At 63.2% G+C, this 15,229-nt stretch carries 22 protein-coding genes; 1 reads left to right on the top strand and 21 read right to left on the bottom strand.

Going from position 1 to position 15,229, the window contains the following annotated elements; genetic code table 11:
• Positions 1-94: 94 nt before the first annotated feature.
• Entirely contained in the window at positions 95-1,666 is a 1,572-nt protein-coding gene (guaA, locus tag HMP06_RS01255) for a glutamine-hydrolyzing GMP synthase (RefSeq protein WP_176495440.1), read from the bottom strand.
• Between the two features lie 49 nt (positions 1,667-1,715).
• Here guaA and HMP06_RS01250 point away from each other — a divergent pair, with 49 nt between their 5' ends.
• Positions 1,716-2,801 carry a 50S ribosomal protein L11 methyltransferase gene (locus HMP06_RS01250; RefSeq protein WP_176495439.1) on the top strand — a complete coding sequence of 362 codons (1,086 nt, stop codon included), beginning with the start codon at positions 1,716-1,718 and terminating at the stop codon, positions 2,799-2,801.
• Between the two features lie 63 nt (positions 2,802-2,864).
• On the opposite strand, the gene rplQ is transcribed toward HMP06_RS01250, so the two are convergent.
• The 20 genes from rplQ to rpmC form a co-directional block, all read right to left on the bottom strand.
• Positions 2,865-3,287, bottom strand: a complete 423-nt coding sequence (gene rplQ, locus HMP06_RS01245) for a 50S ribosomal protein L17 (protein WP_176495438.1) — start codon at positions 3,285-3,287, stop codon at positions 2,865-2,867.
• Positions 3,288-3,407: 120 nt separating this feature from the next.
• The gene (locus HMP06_RS01240) at positions 3,408-4,475 is read right to left on the bottom strand and encodes a DNA-directed RNA polymerase subunit alpha (RefSeq protein ID WP_176495437.1); all 1,068 of its coding nucleotides are present in this window, start codon (positions 4,473-4,475) and stop codon (positions 3,408-3,410) included.
• Positions 4,476-4,573: 98 nt separating this feature from the next.
• Positions 4,574-4,963 carry a 30S ribosomal protein S11 gene (gene rpsK / locus HMP06_RS01235; RefSeq protein WP_010164557.1) on the bottom strand — a complete coding sequence of 130 codons (390 nt, stop codon included), beginning with the start codon at positions 4,961-4,963 and terminating at the stop codon, positions 4,574-4,576.
• Positions 4,964-5,017: 54 nt separating this feature from the next.
• Positions 5,018-5,386 carry a 30S ribosomal protein S13 gene (rpsM, locus tag HMP06_RS01230; RefSeq protein ID WP_176495436.1) on the bottom strand — a complete coding sequence of 123 codons (369 nt, stop codon included), beginning with the start codon at positions 5,384-5,386 and terminating at the stop codon, positions 5,018-5,020.
• Positions 5,387-5,585: 199 nt separating this feature from the next.
• Complete coding sequence (locus HMP06_RS01225; RefSeq protein WP_176498322.1) at positions 5,586-6,950, bottom strand: sensor histidine kinase; 1,365 nt, start codon at positions 6,948-6,950, stop codon at positions 5,586-5,588.
• A gap of 14 nt (positions 6,951-6,964) precedes the next feature.
• Complete coding sequence (locus HMP06_RS01220) at positions 6,965-7,657, bottom strand: response regulator transcription factor (protein WP_176495435.1); 693 nt, start codon at positions 7,655-7,657, stop codon at positions 6,965-6,967.
• A 241-nt stretch (positions 7,658-7,898) separates the two neighbouring features.
• Entirely contained in the window at positions 7,899-8,549 is a 651-nt protein-coding gene (locus HMP06_RS01215) for an adenylate kinase (RefSeq protein ID WP_176495434.1), read from the bottom strand.
• A gap of 33 nt (positions 8,550-8,582) precedes the next feature.
• Positions 8,583-9,935: a preprotein translocase subunit SecY gene (gene secY / locus HMP06_RS01210; protein WP_176495433.1), complete on the bottom strand. Its 1,353-nt coding sequence runs from the start codon at positions 9,933-9,935 to the stop codon at positions 8,583-8,585.
• 260 nt (positions 9,936-10,195) lie between these two features.
• Positions 10,196-10,738, bottom strand: a complete 543-nt coding sequence (gene rplO / locus HMP06_RS01205; protein WP_176495432.1) for a 50S ribosomal protein L15 — start codon at positions 10,736-10,738, stop codon at positions 10,196-10,198.
• A 112-nt stretch (positions 10,739-10,850) separates the two neighbouring features.
• A complete protein-coding gene (rpmD, locus tag HMP06_RS01200; RefSeq protein WP_176495431.1) occupies positions 10,851-11,027 on the bottom strand; it encodes a 50S ribosomal protein L30 in 177 nt (58 codons plus the stop codon).
• A gap of 6 nt (positions 11,028-11,033) precedes the next feature.
• The gene (gene rpsE, locus HMP06_RS01195) at positions 11,034-11,783 is read right to left on the bottom strand and encodes a 30S ribosomal protein S5 (protein ID WP_232089804.1); all 750 of its coding nucleotides are present in this window, start codon (positions 11,781-11,783) and stop codon (positions 11,034-11,036) included.
• Positions 11,784-11,785: 2 nt separating this feature from the next.
• Positions 11,786-12,145, bottom strand: a complete 360-nt coding sequence (rplR, locus tag HMP06_RS01190; RefSeq protein ID WP_176495430.1) for a 50S ribosomal protein L18 — start codon at positions 12,143-12,145, stop codon at positions 11,786-11,788.
• A complete protein-coding gene (gene rplF / locus HMP06_RS01185) occupies positions 12,145-12,678 on the bottom strand; it encodes a 50S ribosomal protein L6 (protein WP_176495429.1) in 534 nt (177 codons plus the stop codon). Before rplF ends, rplR begins: the two co-directional genes overlap by 1 nt.
• A 1-nt stretch (position 12,679) precedes the next feature.
• Complete coding sequence (gene rpsH, locus HMP06_RS01180) at positions 12,680-13,075, bottom strand: 30S ribosomal protein S8 (protein ID WP_010185507.1); 396 nt, start codon at positions 13,073-13,075, stop codon at positions 12,680-12,682.
• Between the two features lie 10 nt (positions 13,076-13,085).
• Positions 13,086-13,391: a 30S ribosomal protein S14 gene (gene rpsN, locus HMP06_RS01175; protein ID WP_176495428.1), complete on the bottom strand. Its 306-nt coding sequence runs from the start codon at positions 13,389-13,391 to the stop codon at positions 13,086-13,088.
• Between the two features lies 1 nt (position 13,392).
• Positions 13,393-13,959: a large ribosomal subunit protein uL5 gene (gene rplE, locus HMP06_RS01170; protein WP_443026502.1), complete on the bottom strand. Its 567-nt coding sequence runs from the start codon at positions 13,957-13,959 to the stop codon at positions 13,393-13,395.
• 19 nt (positions 13,960-13,978) lie between these two features.
• Positions 13,979-14,296: a 50S ribosomal protein L24 gene (gene rplX / locus HMP06_RS01165; RefSeq protein WP_176495427.1), complete on the bottom strand. Its 318-nt coding sequence runs from the start codon at positions 14,294-14,296 to the stop codon at positions 13,979-13,981.
• A 1-nt stretch (position 14,297) separates the two neighbouring features.
• Entirely contained in the window at positions 14,298-14,666 is a 369-nt protein-coding gene (rplN, locus tag HMP06_RS01160) for a 50S ribosomal protein L14 (RefSeq protein ID WP_010164574.1), read from the bottom strand.
• 64 nt (positions 14,667-14,730) lie between these two features.
• Positions 14,731-15,003 carry a 30S ribosomal protein S17 gene (gene rpsQ / locus HMP06_RS01155; RefSeq protein ID WP_176495426.1) on the bottom strand — a complete coding sequence of 91 codons (273 nt, stop codon included), beginning with the start codon at positions 15,001-15,003 and terminating at the stop codon, positions 14,731-14,733.
• A 10-nt stretch (positions 15,004-15,013) separates the two neighbouring features.
• On the bottom strand, positions 15,014-15,229 hold the full coding sequence (gene rpmC, locus HMP06_RS01150) for a 50S ribosomal protein L29 (RefSeq protein WP_176495425.1): 216 nt from the start codon (positions 15,227-15,229) through the stop codon (positions 15,014-15,016).

Here is a 15,229-nt window from a genome sequence, read left to right as displayed (position 1 = left end):
TAGACGACGATCGATGGCGGCTATTTTATTATTGTTTTTCAGATACTTATGTCGTGCCATAGCGTAGTTTCGGCGGCGTTCGGACGGGTCAAAATCATTCCCACTCGATCGTGCCAGGCGGCTTCGACGTATAGTCGTAGGTCACGCGGTTGATGCCTTTGACTTCGTTGACGATCCGCGTCGCCACGCGCGGCAGGAAATCGCCCGGAAACTGGAACGCCTCGGCGGTCATCCCGTCGGTCGAGGTTACCGCACGCAGCGCCAACACATTGTCATACGTCCGCCCGTCGCCCATCACGCCGACGCTGCGCACCGGCAGCAGCACCGCAAACGCCTGCCAGATCGTGTCGTACAAACCCGCCGCGCGGATCTCCTCAAGATAGATCGCATCCGCCTTGCGCAGGATATCGCAGCGTTCCTTGGTGACTTCGCCGGGGATGCGGATCGCGAGACCAGGCCCGGGGAACGGATGCCGGCCGACGAATGCCTCGGTCAAACCGAGTTCGCGGCCAAGCGCACGGACTTCGTCCTTGAACAGTTCGCGCAGCGGCTCGACCAATTGCATGTTCATGCGCGCGGGGAGCCCGCCGACATTGTGGTGGCTCTTGATCGTCACCGACGGGCCGCCGGTGAAGCTTACGCTCTCGATCACATCGGGGTACAGCGTGCCCTGCGCGAGGAAATCGGCACCGCCGACCTTCTTCGCCTCGGCTTCGAAAATGTCGATGAAGGCTGCCCCGATGAACTTGCGCTTCGCCTCCGGGTCGGTGACCCCGGCCAACCCCGCAAGGAACGTCGCCTCTGCATCCACATGGACCAGCGGGATGTTGTAATGATTGCGGAACAGCGTGACGACTTGCTCCGCCTCGGCCGTGCGCATCAGGCCGTGGTCGACGAAGACGCAAGTCAGTTGCGCGCCGATCGCCTCGTGGATCAGCACCGCCGCCACTGCGGAATCGACTCCGCCGGAAAGGCCGCAAATCACCCTGCCCTGACCGACTTGCGCGCGGATCTCGGCGATCTTGGCTGCGCGGAACTCGGCCATCGTCCACTCGCCGGTCAACCCGCAGACATGCCGCGCGAAATTGGCGATAAGCTTTGCACCGTCAGGGGTGTGCGCAACCTCCATGTGGAATTGCGTCGCGTAATATTTGCGCGAATCGTCGGCGACGACCGCAATCGGCGAGCCAGGGCTGACGGCGACCGGCCGGAAGCCGGGGGCAAGTGCAGTCACCTTGTCGCCATGGCTCATCCACACCGAATGCTTCTCACCGGTGTGCCATAGGCCGTCGAAGAGGACGCATTCGTCCGTCACTTCGATCACGGCATGACCGAATTCGCCGCTTTCGCCGAGTGTGACCGATCCGCCAAGCTGATGCATCAACACTTGCTGCCCGTAGCAAATGCCGAGAATCGGCACGCCGCTGTCGAGGATTGCCTGCGGAATGCGGGGGCTCCCCTCATCGAGCACCGAGGCCGGGCTGCCCGACAGGATCACCCCCTTGGGTGCCATGCGGGCGAAGGCCGCCTCGGCGGTGGTGAAAGGCGCGATCTCGCTATACACGCCGCTCTCACGGACGCGCCGCGCGATCAATTGGGTTACCTGGCTGCCGAAATCGACGATCAGGATAGAATCGGCGAGGAACGAGTCTGTCGGTTGGGTCATGCCGCCAGATAACAGATGCGCGGGCGGGGGAAAGAGGTTTGGGGGTGAAATGAACAATGGGGATGATCTGAAGGCCGTCGCGCGCGCTGGCTTCGAACCGATGGTGGTCGCGGCAGGACGCGACGGCCGCAAACTCGCTGCACTCGCCGGCCTTGCCTCAAAGATCGGCCTGGGCGCGCGGGTCTATCCGCTGGCGCTGCAGGCGCGCGAGCATGCCCCCGACGATGTCGAAGTCGCCGCCCGCACACAGCAATTGATCGGCAACAGCGTACCGCGCTGGCATTTCTCCATGCTGCGCGACGAACCCCGCAATACCGCGTTCGACGCCGCACTTCGCCGTGCCGTGACGCCGGGCACGCACGTGCTCGATATCGGCGCGGGCAGCGGGCTGCTGTCGCTGATGGCGGCACGCGCTGGTGCCGGGCGAGTCGTGGCGTGTGAGGAGAACCCCGCCATCGCCGATATCGCGACGCGAATCGTAGCCACCAATGGCTATGCCGAGCAAATTCGGGTGGTGACTGGCAATTCGACCGAACTTGACGTGGAAGCCGATCTGGAGGGGCGCGCGGACGTAATCGTCTCCGAAATCGTGTCGAACAATCTGCTGGCGGAAGGCGTTCTCAAGACGCTGGCCGATGCATCATCGCGATTACTCGCGCCCGGTGGCCAGATGATCCCGGCCGGTGGCGACGTGATGGTTGCGCTGGGCAGTTGGTCGGCGATCGAGGAACGCGATGTCGCGGTTGTCGATGGCTTCGATCTCAGCGGCTTCAACGCGCTGGCACAGGTGCCGCGCACCGTCGCCGTGGCCGATACGACGCTGACCTTGCACAGCGATGCGGTTGCGCTGCTGACGTTCGACTTCACTGCCGCGCCACCGCGCGAGCCGCATCGCGCGACGTCGACGCTGACCACGACTGGCGGGCCGATCGGCGGTGTCGTGCAATGGATCCGGCTGCAGCTCGACGCGGAGACCGCGTATGAGAACCGCCCCGGTCCCGCGGCGAAATCCCATTGGGGCGCGCAATATTATCCGTTCGATGAGCCGCTCGACCTACCGGCGGGGACTGCGGTTCGGATCGCGGGCCTGCATGACGGGCAGCGTCTGCTGATCTGGCGCGGCGACGAAGCCTGAAACGAGAAAGGAGCCGCACCCTGGACGGGTAAGGCTCCTTTTTAACTCCGAGACTCGGTCGGCTTACGCCGCTTCGTCATACTCGCCGTCGGTCATCACCGGACCCGAATCCTGGCCCTTGGCGCTGACGTCGCGATCGACGAATTCGATGATCGCCATCGGCGACGCGTCCGACATGCGGATACCTGCCTTGACGACGCGCGTGTAGCCGCCGTTGCGATCGGCATAGCGCGTGGCCAGCACGTCGAACAGCTTCACCAGTTGCGCATCGTCGAGCAAGCGCGTGTGTGCCAGGCGACGGTTGGACAGGCCACCCTTCTTCGCCAGCGTGATCAGCTTTTCAACGTACGGGCGCAGTTCCTTCGCCTTGGCGACGGTGGTGGTGATCTGCTCGTGCTTGATGAGGGCGGCGGACATGTTACGGAACAACGCAATGCGATGTGCCGAGGTACGCTGCAGTTTACGACCGCCTACGCGATGACGCATGATATCTTCCTTCGTTCGTTATGGGGCCGTGTGAGGTACCCCGTACCGGGCGGTGCGAAACGGGCCACCGCCCAAACCCTGCATCTTCGAAAGTGACGAAAGTGCCACCCGTAACGGGTTTTACCCCATGATCTCTTGTTCGAGCTTCTTGGCCATTTCTTCAATGTTTTCAGGCGGCCAGCCGGGGATTTCCATACCCAGTCGGAGGCCCATGCTCGACAGCACTTCCTTGATCTCGTTCAGCGACTTGCGGCCGAAGTTCGGCGTGCGCAGCATCTCGGCTTCGGTCTTCTGGACCAGATCGCCGATATAGATGATGTTGTCGTTCTTGAGGCAATTGGCGCTGCGGACCGACAGTTCGAGCTCGTCGACCTTCTTCAGCAGGTACCGGTTGATCTGCTGCGTATCGCCCGACACTTCGCCGCCGGTCGAGGCCGGTGCGGCATGGCCGATCGGTGCCGAACGCTGCACGCTCGAATCGTCGAAGCCGACGAACAGAGCGAGCTGGTCCTGCAGGATGCGACCGGCATAGCCGACTGCCTCTTCCGGGGTAATCGTACCGTCGGTTTCGATCGTCAGCGTAAGCTTGTCGTAATCGAGCTCCTGCCCGACGCGGGTGTTCTCGACCTTGTAGCTGACCTGCTTGACCGGCGAATACAGCGCGTCGACCGGGATCAGGCCGATCGGCGCATCGGCCGGACGGTTGGCGACGGCGGCGACATAGCCCTTACCGACGTCTGCGGTGAATTCCATGTTGAGCGTCGCGCCCTCGTCGAGGTGGCACAGCACGAGCGCGGGGTTCATCACTTCGATGTCGCCCGAAACCGCGATGTCGCCGGCCTTGACTGGCCCCGGACCCGTTGCCGAGAGCTGGAGACGCTTCGGCCCTTCACCCTGCATGCGCAGCGCGATCTGCTTCACGTTCAACACGATGTCGGTCACGTCTTCACGAACACCCGCCAGCGACGAGAATTCATGCAGCACGTTCTCGATCTTGATCGAGGTAACCGCAGCACCCTGCAGCGACGACAGCAACACGCGACGCAGCGCGTTGCCGAGCGTCAGGCCAAAACCACGCTCCAGCGGCTCGGCAACGAAGGTTGCTTTGCGCTTGCCGTCTCCGCCGGGCTTCTTTTCGAGGCCGGACGGCTTCTTCAGTTCCTGCCAGTTCTTTGCATTGACGGACATGGGCTATCCCTTGGTTTTGGGCCGAGATCGGGCAATCCCGGCCATGTTTGGACTCGAAAACCGTGCAGCGCGATCAACCGCGCACGGCCGAGACGAAATCAGACGCGACGACGCTTCGACGGACGCACGCCATTGTGCGGGATCGAGGTCACGTCACGGATCGACGTGATCTGGAACCCGACTGCCTGCAGTGCACGCAGCGCCGATTCACGACCCGAACCCGGGCCCTTCACTTCGACTTCGAGCGTACGAACGCCATGCTCGGCGGCCTTCTTGCCCGCGTCTTCCGCTGCGACCTGTGCCGCGTACGGGGTCGACTTGCGCGAGCCCTTGAAGCCCATTGCGCCAGCCGAGGACCACGAAATCGCGTTGCCCTGGGCATCGGTGATCGTGATCATGGTATTGTTGAAGCTTGCGTTCACATGCGCGACACCAGAGGTGATGTTCTTGCGCTCACGCCGCTTAATGCGTTGCGGTTCACGTGCCATTATCTTGTCCTAACCTTGCTGCAGGAGCGAGCCGCGGTCACCCGCGGCTCAAGCTCACTTCTTCTTACCGGCGATCGGCTTTGCCTTACCCTTGCGGGTGCGCGCATTGGTGTGCGTGCGCTGGCCACGGACCGGAAGGCCCTTGCGATGGCGCAAACCACGATAGCAAGCGAGATCCATCAAACGCTTGATGTTCATCGCGACGCTGCGGCGAAGATCGCCCTCGACCGTATAATCGGCGTCGATCGTCTCGCGGATGTGGAGCACTTCCTGATCGGTCAGGTCCTGCACACGTGCCGTCATCGGGATGTTCAGCTTGGTGACGATTTCCTTGGCCTTGGTGTTACCAATGCCGTGGATGTAAGTGAGCGCGATAACGACGCGCTTGTTGGTCGGGATGTTGACCCCGGCGATACGTGCCATGAACTTTTTCTCCTGCTCCACAGGGCTGCATGGCTGCAGACCCCATCTCATCGCGTTGCCTACCGTGTAACACGCACAACACCGGCGAGCGCAAACAGCGCCGCCGGAGACCGGTGTTTCGGAATGGTTGTGCGTTAAGCGTCGATTCGGGCGGTGTCAAGCGAGCCGCCCCGCTACGGTGACACCTGCATGCCCGCAACTAGCCCGAAACCGGCACCACCACCGCCGCCACCAGGCCCGGCGCATTGTCGCCGAGTTCTACTCGCCCGCCGTGCAGCCGCGCAACCGCCTCGACCAGCGCCATACCCAGCCCTGCCCCGGGCAAGCTGCGTGCTGCATCGAGACGACCGAAGCGGCGCAACGCCTGCGCCCGGTCGGCCTCGGCGATACCGGGGCCGCGATCTTCGACCTGGAAGCGCGCCGCGCCATCGGCGAGCGCGAGCCGGAGCGTAATGGCCCCGCCCTGCCCGGCATGCCGCAGCGCATTGTCGATGAGATTAGCCAGCGCCTGGGTCAGCAATTCCCGGTGCAGGACCAAGCGCGGCACGCCGCGGTCGATCACCGCCTCGAATCGCATCCCCGCATCCTCCACCACCGGTGCGTAAAGCTCGGCGATTTCCTCCATCAACGCCACCGGATCAACCGGCGCAAGCCGGTCGCGCGGGACCGATTCCGCCCGCGTGATCTCGATCATCGTCGACAGGATCCGCATCACCAGGTCGGTCTCAATCAGCAACCCGCCCATCGCCGCCTCGCGCTGCGCCGGTTCGGCCTGCAGGACCGCTGCCTCCGCCTTCGCCCGCAACCGCGCGAGCGGGGAGCGCAGATCGTGCGCCAGCCCGTCGGTGACGATCCGCAATTCCGTCATCAATCGCTCGGTCTTGTCGAGCATGGCGTTGAGCCGCGTCGCCAGCCGGTCGAACGCATCGCCGCTGCGGACCATGTCTGCCGCCGCATTCGCCACGCGGCGCGACAAGTCACCGCTCGCGACGCCCTCGATGACATCGGCGACGCTGTTGAGCCGCCGCCCGACATAGCGCGTTACGACCAGCCCGCCGCCAATGCCAAGCGCCAGCGACAATGCCATCGCCGCCAGCAATGCCCGCTCGATCCCGCGCTGTTCCTGCTCCCAATCGTCGAGCAGCCGCCCGCTGACCAGTCGGTTGGCATCGATCCGCCGAACGGCATAGCCTGCCTCACGTTCCGCCCAGAGCTGCCAGTCGCTCATCCGGCCAATCTCGAACAACGTGGGTTGCAACGCAGCGACATGCGCGAAATCGGGGCCGCTGCCCGCCACGCGCCGCCCGTCCGGCGCGATCACTGCAAGGATGTGCGCCGGGTCGGCAGGGGTCCGCCGCTCGGCAATGGTCCGTTGGAGGGCCGCCAGCCCGCCGGTGCGATATACCGCGACGAGGGCATCCGATTCAGCGATTGTATCCCGCCGCAATGCCGCGATGGCATCGTCGTGGACCAGCTTCCACACGAACGCGACAAGCACGATGTTCGAGGTGAGCGCCAGCGCGATCGCCAGCAAGGCGATCCGCGTCGTAAAGGTAAGCCGCAGTTTCACCGCCCGCGTCAGACCTCGGTCGAGAGCCGATACCCAGCCCCGCGCACCGTATGCAGGATCGGCGCGGCAAACCCGTCCTCGAGCTTACGCCGCAGCCGCCCGATATGGACATCGACGACGTTCGATCCGGGGTCGAAATGATAGTTCCAGATCTTCTCGAGCATCATCGTGCGCGTCACCACCTGCCCGGCATGGCGTGCAAGATATTCCAGCAGATTGAATTCGCGGGCGCCAAGCTGGATCGGGCGTCCGCCGCGCGCGACAGTGCGCGCGAGCAGGTCGATTTCCAGATCGCCGACCGACAACCGCGTCTGCTGGCCTTCGGAAACGCCGCGATCGACCCGGCGAAAGATCGCGTCGATCCGTGCGGTCAATTCGGCAAAGGAAAAGGGTTTGACCAGGTAATCGTCTGCCCCGGCGTTCAGCCCGTCGATCCGATCATCCACGGTGCCCAAGGCCGACAGGATCATCGTCGGCGTGCGTACCCCGGCCGCGCGAATTGCGCCGAGCATCGCGAGGCCATTCAGGCCCGGCAGCATTCGGTCCGCGATGATCAGGTCGAAAATGCCCTCGCTCGCCAGAAACAGCCCATCGCGCCCATCGCCGCACGTTTCAACGGCATACCCGCCCTCACTCAGCCCCTTGGCCAGATAGGCGGCGGTGGAGGCATCGTCTTCGACGATCAGGATCTTGCGGGTCACAGGCGGCATTCCGGGTGGTTTCCCTCGCGAGCCTAGCCAAAGATGAGGCCGACGGAAAGCAAGCCTTCCGCCGGCCAACGGCACTCCCGGGAGTGCGAGTGCCGATCTCGTTAAAATCAGGTCTGCGAATACAGGCTGCGACCGACGTTGCTTATGCGCGGCGCCGGCTCACGCCGCGATGACGTGACCGTGAACAAAGTGTCATTTGGTGAAAATGTCGTGCGACGTCGGCGCGCGACAATCAACCGGCGTCGAGGATCGCCTCAATCGCGGTGGTTACCGCGTCGATCTCACCCATGCCGTCGACCCGCGCAAGCAACCCGCGGGCGGCGTAGATCGGGATGATCGGCTCGGTTTTGGCACGATATTCCGCCATGCGCGTCCGCACGGTTTCCTCATTATCGTCCGGGCGCCGCTTGAACGCCTGGCCACCGCAAACGTCGCATGTGCCCGCGACCTTGGTCTGCTTGAACACGTCGTGATACCCGGTGCCGCACGATGCACAGGTGAACCGCCCGACGATCCGCGCGACCAGCTTGTCCTCATTCACCTCGAGCTCGATCACGTGGTCGAGCGTACGGCCGTGGTTGGTCAGGATCGCGTCGAGCTGCTCGGCCTGTGCCGCAGTGCGCGGATAGCCGTCAAAGATCACACCCTGGCCCGCATCGAGCGACGTTAGCTTTTCGTCGATCAGCGCGGAGACGATCTCGTCTGACACGAGACCGCCTGCCTTCATGATCGGGCCGACGATCAGGCCGACGGGCGTGCCGTTGTCGCGCGCTTCGCGCAACATGTCGCCGGTCGACAATTGGACCATGCCGCGATCCGCTTCGAGGCGGCTCGCCTGGGTGCCTTTGCCCGCACCCGGCGGTCCCAACAATATGATGTTCAAGCCGCCACTCCCGTTTGGCTGGTCGCGTCTCGCTTAACGGAGACGCCCGCCCTTCAACTTCGCCTTCTTGATCAGATCACCATATTGGTGCGCCAGCAAGTGCGACTGGATCTGCGTGACCGTGTCCATCGTCACGTTGACGACGATCAGCAGGCTCGTGCCGCCAAGGTAGAACGGTATCGACAGCGCCGACACCAGATATTCTGGCAACAGGCAGATGATCGCCAGATAGCCTGCGCCGATAACGGTGATTCGCGTCAGCACGTAATCGAAATAATTCTCGGTATTCTTGCCCGGTCGGATGCCGGGGATGAACCCGCCGTAGCGCTTGAGATTGTCAGCCGTCTCTTCCGGGTTGAACACAACCGCGGTGTAGAAGAACGAGAAGAAGATGATCCCAGCGCCATACAGCGTCATATACGCGATGCTGCCATGCTGCAGATACTGGTTGAGCCAGATGATCGCCGAGCCCCAATAACTGTCCCCGGAAACGTTGGTGCCGGCAAACTGCGTAATCGTCAGCGGCATCAGCAACAAGGAAGACGCGAAGATCGGCGGAATCACGCCGGCGGTGTTGATCTTAAGCGGCAAATGGCTGCGATCGGCCTGCATCCCGCGCTGGGTCTGGCGTTTGGGATATTGGATCAGGATGCGGCGTTGTGCGCGCTCCATGAAGCAGATGAACAGGATCAGCCCCGCTACCGCGATCGCGATCAGCACGACGGTGAACCCGGTCACGCTGCCGCCGCCGGTCCGCGCGGTCTGCGCGAGGTTGTAGAGCGTCGTCGGCAGATTCGCGACGATGCCCGCCATGATGATCAGCGACATGCCATTGCCGATCCCGCGGCTGGTGATCTGCTCGCCGATCCACATCAGGAACATCGTACCGCCGACCAGGCTGATCACGGCGCCGACGACGAACAACGGGCCGGGTTCGACCACCACGCCCTGGCTCGCGAAACCGAGCGCCAGGAAATAGCCTTGGATTACCGTCAGCGCGACCGTGCCGTAGCGGGTGTATTGGTTGAGCCGCTTGCGCCCGCTCTCGCCTTCCTTCTTGATCGCGGCGAGCGTCGGCGACAGCGAGGTCGCAAGCTGCACCACGATCGACGCAGTGATGTACGGCGTCACGCCCAGCGCGATCAAGCTGGCGCGCTTCAGCGACCCGCCCGAGAAGGCATTGAAGAAATCGAGCACGCCGCCGGTCGTGCGCTGTGCCAGCGCGGTCAGCGCGGTCGGGTCGATCCCCGGCAGCGGCACGTAGCTGAGCAAGCGGAACACGATCAGCGCACCGATCGTGAACCACAACCGCTTCTTGAGGTCGGTCGCCTGTGCGAATTTGGACAGGCTGATGCTGGAGGCCATCTGGTCGGCTGCGGATGCCATACTGCGTGTCGTCCCGGTAACGTATGTCAGGAAACAAAAAACGGCGGAAAGCGTTTGACCGCCCCGCCGCTCATATAGGGGTCCGAACGGACTTGTCTAATGGCTAGCGGTCGCCCTGAGCCAAAATCCCAACCGTCACCCCGGCCTCGTGCCGGGGTCCACCCTCGTCCGTACCCTTCGGCCGCAGAATTTGCGGCGCAGTGGACCCCGGCACAAGGCCGGGGTGACGGTGGTGCGGATAAGGCCGTCAATCGTCCGGCTTACGCCTTGAACGATTCCTTGTGCGCCTTGCGCTCGCGATACTTGACGCCCTTTTTGGCGGCAGCCTTCTCGGCAGCCGGAACGACATGGATGACGTCGACCTTGCCGCCGAGCTTCTCGACTGCCTCGATCGCGCCCTTCGACGCGCCGGCGACGGTGAAGCTGAGCACAGCCGTCATCTCACCCTTGGCGAGCAGACGGACGCCGTCCTTGCCGCCACGCGCCAGGCCAGCGGCCTTCAGCGCATCATGGTCGAGCGTTGCGCCCGCTTCAATCTTGCCGGCGTCGATCGCTTTCTGGATCGCGCCGAGGTTCACCTCGGCATAATCCTTGGCGAAGATGTTGTTGAAGCCGCGCTTTGGCAGACGCATGTGGAGCGGCATCTGGCCGCCTTCGAAGCCGGCGATGGAAACGCCCTCGCGGCTCTTCTGGCCCTTCTGGCCGCGCCCTGCGGTCTTGCCCTTGCCCGAACCGATACCACGGCCCACGCGCATGCGGGACTTACGGGCGCCATCGTTATCGCGGATTTCGTTCAGTTTCATGGTCGTGCACTCGCTTTCGCTTTTGTCGCGCTGATAAATGAGGAAGGGGGCCGTTAGCCCCCTGCCCCGTGTTTGTCACTAGTGTTCCGCACGAAGCGAAACCCAGAGAAGCTTACGCCTCGATCTTCACCATATGCGCGACCTTACGGATCATGCCACGAACTTCGGGCGTGTCCTGCAGCTCGCGCGTGCGGTGCATCTTGTTGAGGCCGAGGCCAATCAGCGTTGCCCGCTGGTCGGCTTCGCGGCGGATCGGCGAACCGGTCTGCGTAATCTTGATGGTTGCCATGATCGCTTACTCCACAATCGCTGCGGCTTCGGCTTCAGCCTGGGGCGCTTCCGCGCCACCACGACCGAGCAGATCGGCGATCTTCTTGCCACGACGCTGCGCAACCGACTTCGGGCTGACCTGTGCGGTCAGCGCTTCGAAGGTCGCACGGATCATGTTGTAGGGGTTGGACGTGCCGACCGACTTGGTCACGACGTCCGCCACACCCAGCGATTCGAACACGGCGCGCATCGGGCCACCGGCGATGATGCCGGTACCAGCAGGTGCCGAGCGCAGCGTGACGAGACCGGCACCGAAGTGACCGTTACCGTCATGATGCAGCGTGCGACCGTCCTTCAAAGGAACGCGGACCATTGCCTTCTTGGCAGCAGCCGTCGCCTTCGAAATGGCCTCGGGCACTTCGCGCGCCTTGCCATGACCGAAGCCAACGCGACCCTTGCCGTCGCCGACGACGACGAGTGCTGCAAAGCCGAAGCGCTTGCCGCCCTTGACCGTCTTCGAGACGCGGTTGATGTGAACCAGCTTCTCGATCAGCTCTTCGCCGCCATCGTCCGAACCCGGACGACCGCCACGATTGTCACGACCGCCGCGATTGTCGCGCCCGCCGCGGTTTGCACCGCCGCCAGGACCACGACCGCCGCCAGGACCACCACGACCGCCGCCGGGGCCACCGCGTCCACGCGGCGCTTCCGCCTGTGGAACGGGCGCGCCGTCGGGCGATGCTGCGATTTCGTTCGGAATGTTGTCGTCAGCCATAATTAGAACTCCAATCCGGCTTCACGCGCGGCAGTCGCCAACGCCTTGACGCGACCGTGGAACAGGAAGCCACCGCGATCGAACACGACCTGCGTGACGCCAGCGGCCTTGCAGGCCTCGGCGATGCGCGTGCCGACAGCCGTCGCCGCATCGACATTGGCACCGGACGTGTCGCGCACGTCCTTTTCCAGCGTCGAGGCCGACGCGAGCGTCAGCCCGCGTGCATCGTCGATGATCTGTGCGTAGATGTGGCGACCCGAACGGTGGATCGACAACCGCGGACGGCCCGAGCCCCGTGCGCGAAGCGCGGTGCGGTTGCGGCGGCGCCGCTTCTCGAAGAGAGACATACCTTTGGTCGACATTACTTCTTCTTCCCTTCCTTGCGGAAGATGAACTCGCCGTCGTACTTGATGCCCTTGCCCTTGTAGGGCTCGGGCTTACGCCAGCGACGGATCTCTGCGGCGAGCTGACCGACCTTCTGCTTGTCGGTGCCCGAAATCTCGATCGTCGTGTTGTCGGGGGTCTTGACCTCGATCCCCTCCGGCACGTCGATGTTGACGTCATGGCTGTAGCCAAGCTTCAGGTTCAAATTCTTGCCCTGTGCGGCGGCGCGATAGCCAACGCCGTTGATCAGCAGCTTCTTGGTGAAGCCGTCCGACACGCCGGTGATCAGGTTCTGCACGAGCGTCCGCTGCATGCCCCAGAACGCGCGCGCGCGCTTGGTCTCGTTTGCGGGGTTGACCGAAACGCCACCCTCTTCGAGCACATAGCTGATCTCTTCGCGCAGCGGCATCGCGAGGGTCCCCTTGGGGCCCTTCACGGTGAGCTGCTGGCCTTCGATCGTCGCGGTGACACCGCTTGGGATCGCGACCGGCTTTTTACCGATGCGGCTCATATCAGAACACCTCCGCGAGGACTTCGCCGCCGACATTCTGTTCGCGCGCTTCGGCGTCGGACAGAACGCCGCGAGGCGTGGAGACGATCGTGATGCCGAGGCCGTTCATGACGCGCGGCAGTTCGGTCGAGGCCGAATAGACGCGACGGCCAGGCTTCGAAACACGAGCAACGTGCTTGATCGCGGGCTGGCCCTCGAAATACTTCAGCTCGATGCGGATGCCGGCCGCGGGGCCCATCTGCTCTTCGCTATAGCCACGGATGTAGCCTTCGCGCTGGAGAACGTCGAGAACACGGGCCCGCAGCTTCGAGCCCGGCGTCAGGACAGAGTCCTTGCGCGCGCGCTGGCCGTTGCGGATGCGGGTGAGCATATCACCCAGGGGATCGGTCAATGCCATCTGTTGATCCTTACCAGCTCGACTTCGTAACGCCGGGGATGAGGCCCTTATTGGCCAGATCGCGCAGCATGATACGGCAGAGGCGGAACTTGCGATAATAAGCGCGCGGACGACCCGTCAGCTCGCAGCGGTTGCGGATGCGCGTCGGGTTCCCGTTGCGGGGAATCTCGGCCATCTTCAGACGCGCCTCGATCCGCTCGCCGTCGCTCAGCGTGCTGTCGGCAGCGATTGCCTTCAGCGCCGCGTACTTCGGGGCGTACTTCTTGACGAGCATCTTGCGACGCTCGTTCTTGTTTACAGAACTTACCTTCGCCATCTTATGCCGCCTTCTTTTCGGTCGATTCTTCAGTAACTTCCGGCGGGAACGGGAAGCCGAACAAACGGAGCAGCTCGCGCGCTTCGTCGTCGGTCCGTGCCGTCGTCGTGACGATCACGTCCATGCCGCGGATCTTGTCGATCCGGTCATAGCTGATTTCGGGGAACACCAATTGCTCCTTCAGACCGCAGGCGTAGTTGCCGCGTCCGTCGAACGACTTGGGGTTGAGCCCGCGGAAATCGCGAACGCGCGGCAGCGCGATCGTGATGAAACGGTCGAGAAATTCGTACATCCGATCACGTCGAAGGGTAACCTTCACGCCGATCGGCATGCCTTCGCGCAGCTTGAACTGAGCGATCGACTTCTTGGCCTTGGTCACGACGGGCTTCTGGCCGGCGATCAGCTCCATTTCCTGGGCTGCCTGGTCGACCTTCTTCTTGTCCTGCGTCGCTTCGCCAACGCCCATGTTCAGGACGATCTTGTCGAGCCGCGGGACTTCCATCGCGTTCTTGTAGCCGAACTTCTCGGTCATCGCAGCGATGATCTTGTCGTCGTACATGCCCCGCATCCGGGGCTTCATTGCAGCATCAGCCACTGATTTTCTCCCCGGTCTTCACGGCGACGCGGACTTTCTTCCCGTCCTGCGTCTCGAAACGAACGCGCGTCGGCTTGCCGTCGGCGGTCACGTGCGCGACGTTCGAAACGTGCATCGGTGCTTCGGCGCGCTTCAGGCCACCCTGCGGGTCACCCTGGCTCGGCTTGGTGTGGCGCACGGCGATGTTGACGCCCGATACCACGACCTTGTCTGCCTTGGGCAGCGCCATGGTGACTTCACCGGTCTTGCCCTTGTCCTTGCCGGACAGGACGATGACGCGGTCACCCTTCTTGATCTTAGCGGAAGCCATTTTACAGCACCTCCGGAGCGAGCGAGATGATCTTCATGTGCTTCTTGCCGCGGAGCTCACGCACAACTGGGCCAAAGATACGCGTGCCGATCGGCTCTTCGTTCTTGTTGACCAGCACAGCGGCATTCGAATCGAAGCGGATCACGGTGCCATCGGCGCGGCGAATGTCCTTCGCCGTACGCACGATGACGGCACGATGCACGTCGCCCTTCTTCACGCGGCCGCGCGGTGCGGCTTCCTTCACGCTGACGACGATGATGTCGCCAACGCCTGCAACACGACGCTTGGAACCCCCAAGCACCTTGATGCACATAACCCGCTTCGCGCCGCTGTTGTCAGCGACCTCGAGATTGGATTGCATCTGGATCATGGATCCGCTTCCTTCTCTTCTTTGGCACCGATTCCGACCGGTGCCGCCTCAATAAACCAACGCTTTACGCGTCGACGTCAACCCGCTCGGGCGTCGCGTGGGTGTTAACCCGATCGACGACCTTCCAGGTCTTCAGCTTGGAGATCGGTGCGGTCTCTTCGATCCGCACGGTTTCACCCTGCTTGAACTCATTGCCCTCATCATGGGCATGGTACTTCTTCGTACGACGGATGATCTTGCCGTAGAGCGGGTGCTTGACCTTACGCTCCACGTTCACGACCACCGTCTTGTCGCCCTTGTCGGAGACGATCAGCCCCGTCAGCACGCGCTTTGGCATGTCTAAATCCTTACTTGGCAGCGTCGCGCGAACGCGACGACTGGAGGGTCTTGATCCGTGCGATATCGCGACGGACTTCGCGGACCCGGCTCGGCTTTTCGAGCTGGTTGGTCGCCGCCTGGAAACGCAGGTTGAACGCCTCACGCTTCAGATTGCCGAGCTCTTCGCCCAGCTGATCTTCGGTCTTGGCGACCAGGTCGGAACGACGCGTGTCGATCTTGGCCAT

Source organism: Sphingomonas sp. HMP6 (assembly GCF_013374095.1).
In the GTDB taxonomy this organism is placed as follows: domain Bacteria; phylum Pseudomonadota; class Alphaproteobacteria; order Sphingomonadales; family Sphingomonadaceae; genus Sphingomonas.
The sequence above is the reverse complement of the archived record's forward strand: the minus strand, read 5'-3'. Positions and strand labels throughout refer to the sequence as shown.